The sequence below is a fragment of the Arthrobacter sp. SlRoot2-15 genome, from assembly GCF_059739345.1.
Window position 1 is genome coordinate 2,963,097 of sequence record NZ_AP046058.1, and the last position, 15,036, is coordinate 2,978,132.

Genomic DNA, 15,036 nt, shown 5'->3' on the forward strand with positions numbered 1-15,036 from the left:
GGGTAGGCTAGAGCAGCAGACAATGCACAACGTTGCGCTGCCCACATTCGAACCAGGAGAGTTTGTGACCGCTGACCTCGTTATCGTAGGGTCGGGCTTTTTCGGCCTGACAATCGCAGAACAGGCCGCCACCGAGCTGGGCTTGAAGGTCGTCGTCATCGACCGCCGCCACCACATCGGCGGCAATGCCTACAGCGAAAAGGAGGCGCAGACCGGGATCGAAGTCCACCGGTACGGCGCGCACCTTTTCCACACCTCGAACGACCGCGTGTGGGAGTACGTCAACCGCTTCACGACGTTCACCAACTACGTGCACAAGGTCTACGGCGTCCACAAGGGCGAGGTCTACTCCCTGCCTATTAACCTGGCCACCATCAACCAGTTCTTCCGCGCGAACCTGACCCCCGGCCAGGCCCAGGAGCTGATCAAGGAACAGGCCGGCGAACTGGCGGGCACCGATCCGCAGAACCTCAACGACAAGGGCATCCAGCTCATCGGCCGGCCGCTCTACGAGGCGTTCATCAAGCACTACACCGGCAAGCAGTGGCAGACGGATCCCAAGGACCTGCCCGCCGGCATCATCTCCCGGCTCCCGGTGCGCTACAACTACGACAACCGCTACTTCAACGACAAGTACGAGGGCCTGCCGACCAACGGCTACACCGCGTGGATCGAGAAGATGGCCGAGCACCCGAACATCGAGGTCCGGCTCAACACCGACTTCTTCGACGAGTCGCACGAGTACAGCAAGAACAAGGTCGTCGGCACCATCCCCGTCGTCTACACCGGACCGGTGGACCGCTACTTCGACTACGCCGAGGGTGACCTCTCCTGGCGCACCATCGACTTCGAGGAAGAAGTGCTCGACGTCGGGGACTTCCAGGGCACCTCGGTGGTGAACTACAACGACGACGACGTCGCCTACACCCGGATCATCGAGCCGCGCCACTTCCACCCCGAGCGCGACTACCAGACGGAAAAGACCGTCATCATGCGCGAGTTCTCGCGCGCGGCCGAGAAGGGCGACGAGCCCTACTACCCGATCAACACCCCCGCGGACCGCGAACGCCTGCTCAAGTACCGCGACCTCGCGGCCGCCGAGCGCGACGTCCTCTTCGGCGGACGCCTCGGCACCTACAAGTACCTGGACATGCATATGGCCATCGGATCCGCCCTGACCATGTTTGAGAACAAGATCCGCCCGCACTTCGAAAGCGGCGCCACGATTGAAAGCGGGGGAGTGGACGCATGAACGGCGCCGACGTAACGACCGAGTGGGCCCGGATTCAGCGGGTCATCCTGCCCCCGGACGATCAGACTGACACGATCCCGTTGTACGTGGATGCGGGGCCGGCCAGCGGCATCCGCCTGCGGGAGAACGACGAGCTTGCCCGTTCGCCCAAACTGCCCGAGGACAAGCTGCAGATGTTCAGCTCCGGCGGCGGCGAGGCGCACTTCGAGGACATACTCAGCCGGCATTCCATGCGGGTGCGTTCCGGCGAGCAGCTCTCCTTTGGCACGTATTTCAATGCCTTCCCGGCCAGCTACTGGCGGCGGTGGACCTCCGTCCGCGATATCCGCCTCGTAATCCGGACCACCGGCACAGGTGCCGTGACGGTCTACAAGTCCAACGCCCGGGGTTCCGTGCAGCGCGTCGACGGCCGGCACGTCGACGGCGAAACGACATCGGTTTTTGAGCTGACCCTCAAGCCGTTCGGCGACGGCGGGTGGTACTGGTTCGACCTGTCCGCCAGCTCAACCGACCTGGTACTGGAATCCGCCCAGTGGGAAACACAGGAGCGCGTCGGGGGCCGCGGCGAGGTGACACTGGAAATCACCACGATGAACAAGCCGGATTTCTGCCTCAACAACGCACGGATCCTCTCCGAAAACCTTGACGTCCTCACCGACGTCAAGGAGATCCTGATTGTGGACCAGGGGACACAGAAGGTCGAGGACCAGGACGGGTTTGCGGATGTCAGGGACGCGCTGGGCGGCAAGCTGCGCGTCATCAACCAGGCCAACCTCGGCGGATCCGGCGGCTTCGCCCGCGGCATGTATGAGGCCGTCGAGAACGGCAGCGACTACGTACTCCTGCTCGACGACGACATCGTCGTCGAGCCCGAAAGCATCGTCCGTCTGCTGACCTTCGCCGATTACTGCCGCAAGCCCACCATCATTGGCGGGCACATGTTCGACCTATACAGCCGCAGTGTCCTGCACACTTTCGGCGAGGTCGTGGACCCGTACCGGTTCGTGCCGGCGCAGCCTCACGCGGACATGGAGCTCCGCCACGACTTCAGCGTCGCCAACCTCCGGCAGACTGCGTGGCTGCACCGCCGCGTGGACGTCGACTACAACGGCTGGTGGATGTGCCTCGTCCCCACAAAGGTGATCAAGGAAATTGGGCTGTCCCTGCCGCTGTTCATCAAGTGGGACGACGCCGAATACGGCCTCCGCGCCCGGGAAGCGGGCTTCGCCACCGTGTCGCTGCCCGGCGCCGCCGTGTGGCACGTCTCGTGGGCGGACAAGGACGACATGGTCGGCTGGCAGTCCTACTTCCACGAACGGAACAGGCTCATCACGACCCTCATTCACAGCCCGTATCCCAAGGGCGGCCGTGTCTTGCGGGAATCTGTCCAGGCCGACGTCAAGCACCTGGTCTCCATGCAGTACTTCACCGAGCACGGACGCATCGAGGCCATGAAAGACCTCCTCAAGGGACCCGGTGATCTGCACGAGGTGCTGGCAACGCGGCTTCCGGAGATCAACGCGCTCAAGTCCCAGTACACGGACGCGCAACTCAAGGACGACGTCGATGACTTCCCGGCGCCCAAGCTTGGCCGGGGCCCCATGGGAGGCGCCCCGATCGGCATGCCGCGCAAGAAGGACCTCGTGCCCTGGGGCATCAAGACCGTGGCGCGCCAGCTCGTCAAGGCGCCCGCACCGGAGAGCGCGGAACGCCCCCAAGGCTTCTTGGCCCACCGTGACAACCGCTGGTTCAGGCTTGCCCACTACGACAGTGTCGTAGTTTCCAACGCCGAGGGCACGGGGGCGTCCTGGTACCGCCGCGACCCCCAGAAGCTCAAATCGATGCTATCGGAAGCCTCCCGGCTGCACCTGCGCCTCTTCCGTGAATGGGACAAACTGGCCGAGCAGTACCGTGCCGCCGTCCCGGACATCACGTCGATGGCCGCGTGGAAGAAAACGTTCGATGCCGACGCCAGGGACGGCCGCTAGATGGCCGGTCAGAACGACCAGCTGGTAAAGCCCGGCAGCGGGCGTGGACTGCTTGATGTCTATGGCGACCGCTTCCTCCTGAAGCTGCTGGTGCGCAAGGAAATCAAGATCCGCTATCGCGGTTCGGTGCTGGGGCTGCTGTGGTCGTACGTGAAGCCGCTGATGCAGTTCCTGATTTACTTCATCGCACTGGGCATCTTCCTGAACCTTGAGCACGGCACGCCCAATTACGCGATCTACCTCTTCGCGGGCATTGTGCTGGTGAACTTCTTCACGGAGTCGTTGTCCAACTCCACCCGGTCCATCGTCGACAACCGCGATCTGATCCGGAAGATCTATCTGCCCCGTGAGCTTTTTCCCGTGGCAACGGTGTGGGTCTCGGCGGCGCACTTCCTGCCGCAGTTGGTGGTGCTGATCGCGGCCTGCCTGCTGGTCGGATGGACTCCCTCGGTCCTGCAGTTGGCCGCGGTGGTGCTGATCTTCCTCATGGTTTCCGTGCTCGCCACGGGCCTGGGGCTCATGTTCGGTGCCGTCAACGTGTACTTCCGCGATTCGGAGAACATCGTCGACATGATCGTTATGGTGGTCACCTGGGCGTCGCCGGTGCTGTACGTCTGGTCGATGGTCGAGCGCGTTATGGGCCCCTGGTACTGGCTGTACCAGCTGAACCCGATGACGACCGCGGTCGAGGTTTTCCACTGGGCTTTCTGGGAACCGACCCTGAAGGCGGACCAGATGGTTTCCGGCACCCTGCCTCCCGACCTGTTCACGCTCTGGCTTCCGGTTTCACTGCTCACCACCCTCGCGGTGCTTTTCCTCGGACAGCTGACGTTCCGCCGACTTTCAATCCACTTTGCCCAGGAGCTTTGAGATGACCCCGCACGGGCACGTCGCCATCAGCTGCATCGACGTCCGGAAACAGTTTGTGCTGCGCCACACCCGCTCGCTGAAAGAAGCCCTGGTCTGGCTGGTGAAAGGCCGCAAAGGCGACCTGTCCAAGAAATTCCTGGCCTTGAACGAAGTGTCGCTTGAGGTCAAGCAGGGTGAAACCGTCGCACTCCTGGGCCTGAACGGTTCCGGCAAGTCGACGCTGTTGAAATTGATTTCCGGGGTGCTGCAGCCCGACGGCGGCACGGTACGGACCCGCGGGCGCGTTGCCGGCCTCATCGAGGTCGGCGCAGGGTTCCACCACGATCTCAGCGGCCGGGACAATGTCTACCTCAATGGCGCCATCCTCGGCATGTCCGAGAAGCAGATTGATGAGATGTTCGATTCCATCGTCGAGTTTTCGGAGATCGGGGAATTCATCGACACCGAGGTGAAGTTCTACTCCTCGGGAATGTACCTGCGGCTGGCGTTCTCCATTGCCGTCCACACCGACCCCGAAGTCTTCCTGATCGACGAGATCCTGGCTGTGGGCGACGAGCCCTTCCAGCGAAAGTGCATCGCCAAGATCAAGGAGTTGGCGGACAAGGGCAAGACCCTTTTTGTGGTCAGCCACGACCTCGATCTGGTGGCGACAGTGTGCGAGCGGGGAGTGCTGCTCGAACACGGCAAAATCGTGATGGACGCGGAAGTGCACGACGTCGTCGACGAGCTCCGTCGCAGATCGGCAGTCGCATAGCGGCGTGTGAAATGCAGCAGCGGGCGGCCATCGCATAGGATGGGCCCGAAACGGGGGCTGTGCCCCGTACCGGGGGATGCGGGAGCAGAATCTATGACTACGTTGGTGCCAAAAAAGCCGATGGGCCGAAGGGCAGGGGGTCGGCGCCACACCGCAGGAACCGGCATCGGCAGAAGCATTGCCGTGGCGCTGAGCGCCGGACTCTGCCTCGTCACCCTGGTCCAGGGGCCGGCCGCGGCCGACACCGCGATGGAAGCGCTGCCCGTTGCGCCCACGTCCAGCCCGTCGCCAACGGCAACAGTAACTGCACCCGTGGCTACGGCTACGGCTACGGCTACGGCTACGGCCACGGCCACTGCGCCCGCGCCGACCCCGTCGCCTGACGCCTCGCAGGCGGGGCCGTCGGTCTCGGCGGCTCCCACTGCACCGGCGCCGGCAGCACCGAGCCCGGAAGCGTCCCAGCCGGTCGGGGCGGCGGCTGCCGCGTTCGCCGTTCCGGGCGCCATCGGCGTCGAGCATGTGCGCCTGGGCGGCGACCTCGGGGCCGTTGGTCCCGCCACCGCGGATCAACTGTGCGGCTTGGCAGCCGGCGGATGCCTTCAGACGTTCGCGCATGGCACCATCGCCTGGAGTCCGGGCACCGGCGCGCATCTGATGGCCGGGCCCATCGAGGCGGCCTGGAATAAGTACGGCGGCGTCCAGGGGAACCTGTCCTACCCCAGCGAGGACCAGAAATGTGGCCTGTCGGCCAACAGTTGCCGGCAGCAGTTCCGCGGCGGTTCCCTCCACGATGTTCCCGGCGTGGGAACCTACCCCGTCTGGGGCGGCGTCAGCATGCGCTACGAGGGGCTTGGCGGAGTCGGCGGATACCTCGGTTACCCGCTCGAGGCAGAGGTATGCGGCGTTCCGGCGGGTCACTGCGTCCAGCACTTCCAGCGTGGACTGATCTACTTCGGACCCGGCGGCACGTGGCCAATCTGGGGCGGCATCAGCATGCTGTACGAGAACCTGGGCGGCTCATCCGGCTATCTCGGCTACCCGGCAGCGCCCGAGCAATGCGGCCTGCCTGGCGGCGCATGCCTGCAGAGGTTCCAGCGGGGAACCATCTACTTCGTCCCCGGAGCCGGAACGTTCCCGGTGTGGGGCGGCATCCAGGGGCGCTACGACGCTATGGGAGGCAGCGCAGGTTACATCGGCTACCCGGTGGGCAGCGAGCGGTGCGGCCTGCGCGACGGCGGTTGTTCCCAGGCCTTCCAGCGGGGCACCATCTACTTTGCGATCGGCGCAGGGACCGAGGCAGTGTGGGGTGGTCTGGGCATGTTCTACACCTCGCGGTACGCCCAGGACGGCGTCCTGGGTTATCCCACCACCGGTGAGATGTGTGATGCTGCAGGCAACTGCAGGCAACTGTTCCAGTACGGCGAACTCCAGTGGATCGCAGGCTACGGCGTGAAGTTCAAACCGGCCACGTCCGGATACTGCCCGGCCCTCAATGCCGGGACCGTGAAGTACGCCACCGGGGGCGCGTCCCGGGTCTCCTTCGCGATCGCCGAGGACTACCGGGCGACCCGCGCCAATTTCATCACCTGCGTCCGGCAGTCCAACGGCCAATATGCCACCGAGTGGGGAGCCTTGGGCTCGGTCGGTGAATCGGGCTTTGCCGGGCCCGGATATGCCACGGGTCCGACCTGGCAGAAGTACTCGCCCACAGGAAGCTTCACGGTGACCGAAGCTTTCGGCCTCGGCAACCCCGGTACCAGCCTTGCCTACCGGACCCTGAACCCCTACTCCCGCTGGGGCGGCCAGCTCAACGGCAACTACAACAAGTACTTTGAGTCCAGCGGCGACGTCTTCCCTGATGAAAACATGTGGTACTACGCGACCAGGCCGTCGCGGGACTACCGCCAGGGCGTCGTGATCAACTACAACCGGCCGCCGGACTCGCCTATCGTGATGAATGCCGGGTTCGCCATCTTCCTGCACGGGAACAACGTTCCCACCTGGGGATGCATTTCACTGAACGACGGCGATCTGCTGCAGTTCATGCGGACGGCAAACCCGGGCGACCGGATTGTCATGGGGGTTGGATATGACATTTTCAATTAGCAGCAACCACAACGGAACGAGCTGGCGGTTCCTGCTGCTCGTGGCGGGCAGCCTGGTGCTGTCCGCCTGCACCGGCGCCCCGGGCGCGGGGCAGTCGGCCGCCTCCGGTGGAGCCGGCAGCCCCCCGCCGTCGCCGACCGGCACTTCCGCCGTCGGTCCCGGCACCGAACCCACCACCCATGACGGGCGCACGGTGCTGCCGGTACGACCCGAGGATTGCAGTTCGCCCGGAGCTGCGGGGATCAAGGGGGTTCTGGGTCCGGTTGCCGATCAGCTGCAGGCGCCCTCGGGCCAGTCCGCAACGAAGGACGGCCTCGTCGACGTCAGCTGCACGTTCGGGCTGGCGCCAATACCAGCCGGCCAGGCAGCGGATCCGGGCAATGCCTTGCTGATTACGACCACTGCCGGTGACGAATCGGCCCTCAAGAGGCTGCAGCTCCCCAGGCTCATGATGGCGCCGGAACAGGTGTCAGGGGTGGGAAGCCGTGCATGGTATTCGCTGAACCGGCTCAGCGGTTCGACAGAATACGTGCTCGAGGTGGTGGACGGGGCAAAGGTCACGCGCATCTCGCTCGCCGTTCCGTCCGCCGCGGCGCCGATTGACGGTATCCGGCAGAAGCTGATCGCTATCGCCACGCTGCCCTAACGAAAGCCGGCGGCGTTCCCGCCCGGTTGCGGGGACGCCGCTTAGCTGCCGGGGCAGGCGGTCAATTCGTAGAGGCGGGCGTCGCCCTGCTCGAGGACGAGCCTCACAGCGCTGGAGTGCTCGAGATCTTCGAGGCCAGGAAAGCGGTGGTTGCCGCCGTGGACTTCCTTGACGCCGAAGTCCAGCACATAGTGCACGTGCGTGGCCCGGGCGGCGTCGCAGACGGCCGGGACGGTGTCAGCGTTGCGGAGCTGGGCGTTGAGGATTTCCACGGCGGGGGAGTTGGCCGTGAGGACATGCTTGGCTGTCGTGTCCCGATCCGCCAGGGCGTAGGCCAGGGCGGCCCCGGTCCAAGGGTTCACGGCGATCGCCGAGCCTTCCGGCACCACGCCGGGGAGGCGTTCGATGACCGCCAGCTCATCTGTGGACACCAGGGGCGAGTCAGGCGACTCTGCGTAGTTGGCTCGGGCGGAGCGGATGGCTGCAGCTGTCGAGGGCAGCTGGGACGCCACAGCTGCGGCGGCCAGCACAGCGCACCCGGCCAGCACGAACACCCTCCTGCGCTGTCGGGCAGCGCCGCGGGCGGAAGCCGGCGCTGCGGCTACCGCGTCGCCGGACCAGAACCCGCGCAGCCAGGAGATCGCCGCGTCAGCACCCAGGGCCGCAAAGGGAACGGCGGTCAGCGGCAGGAGCGCGGCCAGCCGATAGCTGTCGTTGTACCAGACCCCCGTGACCCGCATTCGGAAGTCGCTGATCGGCGTCGCCGAGACGATCAGAAACAGCACGGCGGTAATTCCGAAGCCGGCCAGAAGCCAGAAATGACGCCGGTAACGCACTGAGAGCAGCAGGCCGAGGATCATCAGGACACTGATGGCCGGGGCGACGGGCCGGTTCATGGGGGAATTGGCAACGACCTCCAGGACGGCGCCCAGGGGTGACTGTATGGGTCCCCAGAAAGCGGCGTCCCGCGGAGGACGAATGTATTTCCAGAGGACGATGAACAGGGCTGCAAAAGCAGCCAGTCCGACGGTGGCCAGGGTCCGGGCGCGGGACCGGGCCAGTGGGCGGTGTGGCCCGAAGTAGCTCTGCCAGTAGGACTGGGCGAGGATCGGCAGCGATAGGACCAGCAGGGACATGAAGCCATTGGGATGGGCCAGGGCTACGCCCGGAATTAGCAGCAGGGGCAGACCGAACCGTGCCCATGGTGTAACTCCGAGGTCCTTCCCAAGTCCGAAGAACAGGGCCACGGAGCCGAGGGCGGCGGGCAGCATGCAGACGGAGAGGAAATTCGGGTACAGCACTCCGAAGTCAAGCAACAGGATCGGGAAGGCTGAGAAGACCCCGGATAGGATTGCCGCAGACGCGACCGCCACCGGCTTGTTGCCGGCGATAACGCGGGTCAGCAGCATGCTGCCCAGCGGCCACATCACGGCGGCGACGGCCATATTAAGGATGTTGACTCCGACCGGCAGCGGGGCGCCCGTCAGTTGGATCAGAGCGGCGGCGAGGCCGTGCCAGGCCGCAGGATAGAAATAGGGGGCCGCGCCTCCACTGGCCATCGAAGACATCGTCAGGGACGAGGCACTGCCCGTGTCCAGGATGTAGCGCACGCCATTGAGATGAAAGACGTTGTCAAAGGTCTGGGAAAAACTTGCCGGAGTGCCGAACGCGACGGCCAGTTGCACCAGGATGAGGCCGGCTCCGACCACAAAAGAGGCCGCCAGCCAGCCGGACTGCCGGCCGAACCGGGGCACTAAGGCCAACTGCTGGGCCAGGGTGGGGTCCCGGAAAAGCCGGCGCACGCCGGCAAGAACCAAACCGAGCGCAACGCCGCCCAGCAGGATCGCGGCCGAGGACCAGGCAATGCCGGCAAAGGGCAGCGCCACCGCGAGCACCGCTGAGATTGCGACCGTAAGCGGCGCCGCTGCGCCGACGGCCGGCAGACCCCGGAGGCCAAGTCCCACGGCCGCCAGGCCGCCCGGCAGGAGGAGGAAGACGACGCCGACCAGGATGAGCGGGGCTGTTTCAACCCAGCTCACAAGGACGACCGCAACTCAACGTATTCGCTATAGAGGACCCCCGGGCTCATCTCAGATGGACTCGTCCAGCAATCCGAGCAGGTAGCTTCCGTACCCGCTCTTGATGAGCGGCTCCGCCCGCTCTCGCAGTTCGTCGTCGGTCAGGAATCCATTGCGCCAGGCGATCTCTTCCGGTGCGCCGATCTTCAGGCCCTGGCGGTTCTCGACCGTCCGGATGAAGTTCGACGCGTCGCTCAGATCATTGAAGGTTCCGGTGTCCAGCCAGGCCGTTCCGCGCGGAAGGATTTCCACCTGCAGCTTGCCTCGCTCGAGGTAAGTCCGGTTGACGTCGGTGATTTCAAGCTCGCCCCGGGGGGACGGCCGAAGGTTCTTGGCAATGTCGATGACGTCATTGTCGTAGAAGTAGAGGCCGGGCACAGCGTAGTGGCTGCGCGGCTTGGCAGGCTTCTCCTCGAGCGACAAAGCCTTGCCCGCGTCGTCGAACTCCACAACGCCATAGGCCTTGGGGTCCTTGACCCAGTAACCGAAGACGGCGCCGCCGTCGATGTTTGCGTGCCGGCGGAGCTGTGAGCCCATACCCTGTCCGTAAAAAATGTTGTCACCCAGAACAAGGGCAACCGTGTCGTTGCCGATGTGATCGGCCCCAAGGATGAACGCCTGGGCCAGACCGTCCGGCGACGGCTGCTGCACGTAGCTCAGGTTGACGCCGAATTGCGAGCCATCGCCCAGCAGACGCTGGAACTGCTCCGCGTCGTGGGGGGTGGTGATGATCAGGATGTCCCGGATTCCAGCGAGAATGAGGGTAGACAAGGGGTAGTAGATCATTGGCTTGTCATAGACCGGCACGAGCTGTTTGCTGATGCCGTGGGTGATCGGGTGCAGCCGGGAGCCGGTCCCGCCGGCCAGGATTATTCCACGCATGGTTTCAATCCTCCCGTAATGGCGGCGCCACGGCAAACCAGGGCCCTGGGCTTTGCCGCGCCGGCGCGCCCGCTGCGAAGCGATAAGAGGCCGCCATGTAGAATTAAGCGCCCGCACATATGACGAAGGAAGCCCGGACTTGAGCATCGTTGCACTGAAACCCCACGCGATTCCGGCTCCAGCCATCGGGAAGCGGCTTGACCCCCGCGGCAACAGCCTCAACCTTATTCGACTGGTTTTGGCGTTGTTGGTCCTGTTCGCGCACAGCTGGCACATCGTGGGTGCTGGTGGGGGGCCTGGCTTCAGGGGCGAGAACCTGGGCGGGTGGGCGGTCGCAGGGTTCTTCGGAATCAGTGGCTACCTCATCACGGCCAGCCGCTTCAGCAATCGCATCGGGACGTACCTCGTCCACCGGGCGGCCCGAATTTTCCCCGGCTTCATCGTGTGCCTGGCCGTGATGGCTTTCGTTTTCGCCCCGATCGCCTACTCCATTCAGCACGGCAGCCTCCGGGGTTTTCTTTCGACGCCTACAACGCCGCTAAATTCCATCCTGGGCAATCTCCCGCTGAGAATTGCCAGCTACGACATTGCAGGTACGCCGGCGGGTGTGCCGTACCCGGGTGCGTGGAATGGTTCGCTGTGGACCCTGTACTTCGAGTTCCTGTGCTACTTGCTGATTGCCATGCTGGGCTTCATCCCGCTCGTGAAGAAGACGCCCTGGCCGATTATCGCCGCGTTCCTCGTCAGCGTGGCGCTCTGGGCTAACGTCGCCGCGATCAGGCCGTTCGCGGACATCGAGATGCTGGTGCGGCTCTTCCCGTACTTCCTAGGCGGGGCGGTAGTGCAAGTGCTGAGCTCGCGAATCGGAATCCACCGCGTAGGCGGGCCGGTCGCGCTGGTCGTCGCGGCACTTCTGATCTATTTCGTTCCCGGCTATGGCGCCCAGCTCGCTGCGCCGTTCTTCACCTATGGCCTGCTGTGGATCTCCACGTGGCTGCCCCAGCCGTCCATCATCGGCCGCCATGACATCTCCTATGGCGCTTACATCTATGCGTTTCCGGTGCAGCAATTGCTGGCAGTCTTCGGCGCCTACCACTGGGGCGTATGGTGGTTCACCCTGGCGGCGACCCTCTGTACGATCCCCTTTGCCGCCGCCAGCTGGGTGTTTGTCGAGCGGCCGGTCATGCGGCGGGCGAGAAATTCGCACTAGTTCCCAGGCAGTGCCACCTGAAGCGGTTGTCTAGGCAATTCCGCTGTGCAACCGGAGGTCCTCCGCTTGAGCGACGGCGCCGTCAGACTGCCATGCGCGGGTTGACTGCCGCAGCCGGGCCATCCAGACCGGCCGGGAACGGCACACGTCAGGACCGGCCCACCGCGCTCATACCGTCTAGGCCAGCCGGATAAGCCGGCCCTCGAGGCCCAAAGTGCTCAGGTGGGCGTGCACGGGGGTGTAAAGCTCCGCGTCGACAATGACTGACATGTCCGGATTTTCGTTGAGGATCCGGGCGATGACCTCGGGCGCCCGCGCATAGTCCTTGGTGATCTCGTAGACCAACCAGCCGAGGTTGGTTGTTGTCGAGGAGGACTTCGCACGCATCCCCCACTGCCAGCGGGCGGCCAGGACCGGGTCCATGGTTCCGGGGGCGGGAACGTAGAGAGTGGACTCAGGTTGTTGCTGGGTGGCGCTCCTCAACAGCCGGGGAACGTAGCCCGGGACAGAAGCCAGCAGGGCCTTCTGGACGGTCATTTCGCCGACAGGCCGGACGGTGGCAGGCAGGCCGGCCTTGTCCAGGTCCGGCAGGGAAAAACCAAAAGCCTGGGTCGCCGCAACGGCCACGATGCTCAGCCCGGCAGCCAAGCCGATGTTCCGGCGGCGGGCAGGGCCCACCGCGGGCGGCGGAATGAGGGCTGCGGCGGCGGCAACGGCGAGGGGCCACGCCAGGAGCAGAACGGCGATGAGGTACTTGTAGAAGTAGTAGGTAAGGGAAGCGTGCTGCATGCTTTGGGTGACAGCGAGGTAGACGCCGACGGCCACGGGGACCAAGAGGCCGAGGGAGGCCTTGGCCACGTCCAGCCGCTCGGCGCGCAGGAACCGGGACCCGGTGCGGGCACTGGCGCTGAGGTTCGCAAACCCCAGGACCACCACGAGGGTGAGTACCAGTAACGCCTGGCCCAGGTCGGGCACGACGATCCCGCCGAGTGCTTCCAGAATCCCCTGGCTGCTGCGAATCAGTGGAATCAGCTGGACGAGGGGGAGTGCGATACCAATCAGCGTGACGATGCCGCAGCCGGCCGCGAGAAGCCACCAGGACAGCCCGTAAGCGCCGGGATTGCGCGCGACGCCCCACAATTTCGTGATGATAATGACCATGACCAGCGACACGAGCAGAAGCCAGTTGTTGCAGATGCCAACCAGTCCCGCACCCACGACGGCGACGGCGATGACCGGCAGCCTCCGTTGGACGGTCAGTAGTGCCAGGACCGTGGCTGTGGCCATGCCGCAGGCCATGTAGAAGTTGCCGAAGCCGCCGTAGACCGGGATCGCCCCGGGTCCATAGATCCAGGCCGCGGCGGCAACAGCGATCCCGGGGGCCGCGATGGTGGCCCGGCGCCTGACCGCAGGCAGGGCGCACAGACCCGCCACCACCAGGAGGACCGTCAGGGAGCAGACTGCGGCCTGCAAGACGATATAGGAGATCACTTCACTGTCCACTCCCGCCTCCCCCGGACGGTAGAGATTCGACAAAGTGGCGATCAGTGCATGGAAACCCTGCGGATACTCCGCGAAGCCCCACAGCTCCCCGACTGCGCCCGGCGGAATTGTTGGGATCACTTCACCGTGGCTGCGAATCATGTGGTAAATGCTGAAGTGGGACTGGTAGTCCCAGCGGGAGGTCATGATGGCGAGGGCCTCGAGCGGCGACCGAACGGACAGCATCACGCCCAGCGACGAGGCGGAGAGAATCCCGGCCAGGAACGGGAGGGAGTCAATGGCTCGGACGCGGGGAAGCAGGCGGAGGGCCCGCCGGCGGGGGGATTTGCCGGCGGCGATCCACCCTGCGGTAAGGCCGGCGACGGCGGCGAGCAGCAAGGTCCCGTGGTCGACGCCGAGGAACCGCTCCGGTACCCACCACGTCAGCGGCACCGCCCCGAGGGTGATGAGTCCGTTGTAGAGGAGCCGCTGGGACAGGTTTCTGGCCGACGGGACCGTAAGAACGAGGAGGACCGCGAGTGCCAGGGCGGGTAGTCCCTGCAGCAGCCCGTGGGTGCGCAGCACGACGAGCACCGACGCCACCACCGCAAGCGCCACCAGCCCGCGGATGTGGCGGTTCACAGTCGGCCCGGGTACCTTCGCCGGTGCTCGCAAGGATGCCCGGGTGGCCGGCGGGCGCGGAGCCGTGGATGTTGTGCTCACTGAATGTTCCCCCAAATAGTTTTCTACGATGACACTTCCCGCGAGTGCCGGCGGGCTGCGCATGCCAAACGCCCGCGGGCCCGCCCCGCGGGCCTGGTGCTGCCCTTGCAGATTGGAACGCTTAGGAGTGCGGGCGCCTGCCAGACACTCCCCGCAGCCCGTCCGCTACGCCAGCGGCCGCGTTCTTCAGACGCGTGAGCCGGCCGGGTGCCAGCAAGGACACAATGGCCAGGTGGCGGTAGTCGGAGAGTAGACCCTTCAACGCCCACAGCGGGTACTTTCGACCATACTGCCTCGCCACGAGGACGCGGTTCCGAAAGATGTAATAGTACCGCCAGGCCGCCGCCGTCCGAACCTGCAGCGGACGGCCGCCGATGGCCACCGTTCTACCCAGAACGCGGGCGGCCGTCTGGGTTCCGAGTGCGTGGTCCAGGGAGGCGCCGGCCGCGAGCACCGTACTCAGGCCGTGGCTGCGGCATCGCAGGAAGTATTCGCTGTCAACGCCGTCAATGAAGAGGCTGTCTTTGAACAGACCAATTTGTTCGATCACGGGAACAGGGACGAGCAGCCCGGACTGAATCGGCTCGCCGCCGAGTTGGACACCATGCAGCACTGGCCCGCGACGGACCGGCAGTCCGCGAATCGAACCAGGCGCAACCATGCCGACCCGGACTCCGGAGACCCGGGCGGCCGCCGCCGCGTCCACCAGAGCCTGGACATACCCATCCTGCAGCAGCGAATCCTGGTCCATGGTGAGGATGAAATCCGGCTTGGGAGTCGCTGCCAGCGCTTCGCAGATACCGGCATTGAGCGCGGCCGCGATGCCGGAATTCTCATTCAGCCGCACAGCGGTGCAGCCCATGGCCTCAAGTTCCGCCAGAATCCGTGTCGGGGCCTGGGTACTGCCGTCGTCGACGACAACAACCCTGTCCACCTGGGCAAGCAGGGTTGCGGCGTTGTCCAGAACCCCCTCGGTGGGGTTGAACAGCGAGACGACGGCGGTGGTCGCAGGCACGAGAATTCCGTTCAGTGAAGAGGCTGGGCG

Annotated in this window: 11 protein-coding genes; 7 read left to right on the forward strand and 4 right to left on the reverse strand. The window is 65.1% G+C overall.

The features are described 5' to 3' along the window. The first annotated feature begins 64 nt into the window (after positions 1 to 64). From glf to AC6I9V_RS13690, 6 genes are all read left to right on the forward strand, one after another. Entirely contained in the window at positions 65 to 1,252 is a 1,188-nt protein-coding gene (glf, locus tag AC6I9V_RS13665; protein ID WP_349412080.1) for a UDP-galactopyranose mutase, read from the forward strand. Further along, positions 1,249 to 3,240: a glycosyltransferase gene (locus tag AC6I9V_RS13670; RefSeq protein WP_497899813.1), complete on the forward strand. Its 1,992-nt coding sequence runs from the start codon at positions 1,249 to 1,251 to the stop codon at positions 3,238 to 3,240. The genes glf and AC6I9V_RS13670 overlap by 4 nt, the downstream gene beginning before the upstream one ends. Next, positions 3,241 to 4,110 (forward strand): ABC transporter permease, encoded by an 870-nt coding sequence (locus AC6I9V_RS13675; protein WP_349412082.1) that lies wholly within the window; start codon positions 3,241 to 3,243, stop codon positions 4,108 to 4,110. 1 nt (position 4,111) lies between these two features. Beyond that, positions 4,112 to 4,864 carry an ABC transporter ATP-binding protein gene (locus tag AC6I9V_RS13680; protein ID WP_349412083.1) on the forward strand — a complete coding sequence of 251 codons (753 nt, stop codon included), beginning with the start codon at positions 4,112 to 4,114 and terminating at the stop codon, positions 4,862 to 4,864. A 183-nt stretch (positions 4,865 to 5,047) separates the two neighbouring features. Continuing rightward, a complete protein-coding gene (locus AC6I9V_RS13685; protein WP_349412084.1) occupies positions 5,048 to 6,970 on the forward strand; it encodes a L,D-transpeptidase family protein in 1,923 nt (640 codons plus the stop codon). Continuing rightward, positions 6,954 to 7,616 carry a hypothetical protein gene (locus AC6I9V_RS13690; RefSeq protein WP_349412085.1) on the forward strand — a complete coding sequence of 221 codons (663 nt, stop codon included), beginning with the start codon at positions 6,954 to 6,956 and terminating at the stop codon, positions 7,614 to 7,616. The genes AC6I9V_RS13685 and AC6I9V_RS13690 overlap by 17 nt, the downstream gene beginning before the upstream one ends. 41 nt (positions 7,617 to 7,657) lie before the next feature. Here the strand turns inward: AC6I9V_RS13690 and AC6I9V_RS13695 are convergent, their stop codons facing one another. Next, entirely contained in the window at positions 7,658 to 9,655 is a 1,998-nt protein-coding gene (locus AC6I9V_RS13695; RefSeq protein WP_349412086.1) for a DUF6541 family protein, read from the reverse strand. A 51-nt stretch (positions 9,656 to 9,706) separates the two neighbouring features. Continuing rightward, entirely contained in the window at positions 9,707 to 10,576 is an 870-nt protein-coding gene (gene rfbA, locus AC6I9V_RS13700) for a glucose-1-phosphate thymidylyltransferase RfbA (RefSeq protein ID WP_349412087.1), read from the reverse strand. A gap of 139 nt (positions 10,577 to 10,715) precedes the next feature. Between rfbA and AC6I9V_RS13705 the strand changes: the two genes are divergently transcribed. Beyond that, the gene (locus AC6I9V_RS13705; protein WP_349412088.1) at positions 10,716 to 11,786 is read left to right on the forward strand and encodes an acyltransferase family protein; all 1,071 of its coding nucleotides are present in this window, start codon (positions 10,716 to 10,718) and stop codon (positions 11,784 to 11,786) included. Positions 11,787 to 11,963: 177 nt separating this feature from the next. On the opposite strand, the gene AC6I9V_RS13710 is transcribed toward AC6I9V_RS13705, so the two are convergent. Together AC6I9V_RS13710 and AC6I9V_RS13715 are read right to left on the reverse strand one after the other, a co-directional pair. Continuing rightward, positions 11,964 to 13,910 (reverse strand): hypothetical protein, encoded by a 1,947-nt coding sequence (locus tag AC6I9V_RS13710; protein WP_497899814.1) that lies wholly within the window; start codon positions 13,908 to 13,910, stop codon positions 11,964 to 11,966. A 202-nt stretch (positions 13,911 to 14,112) separates the two neighbouring features. Continuing rightward, positions 14,113 to 15,006: a glycosyltransferase gene (locus AC6I9V_RS13715; RefSeq protein ID WP_349412090.1), complete on the reverse strand. Its 894-nt coding sequence runs from the start codon at positions 15,004 to 15,006 to the stop codon at positions 14,113 to 14,115. Positions 15,007 to 15,036: the final 30 nt, after the last annotated feature.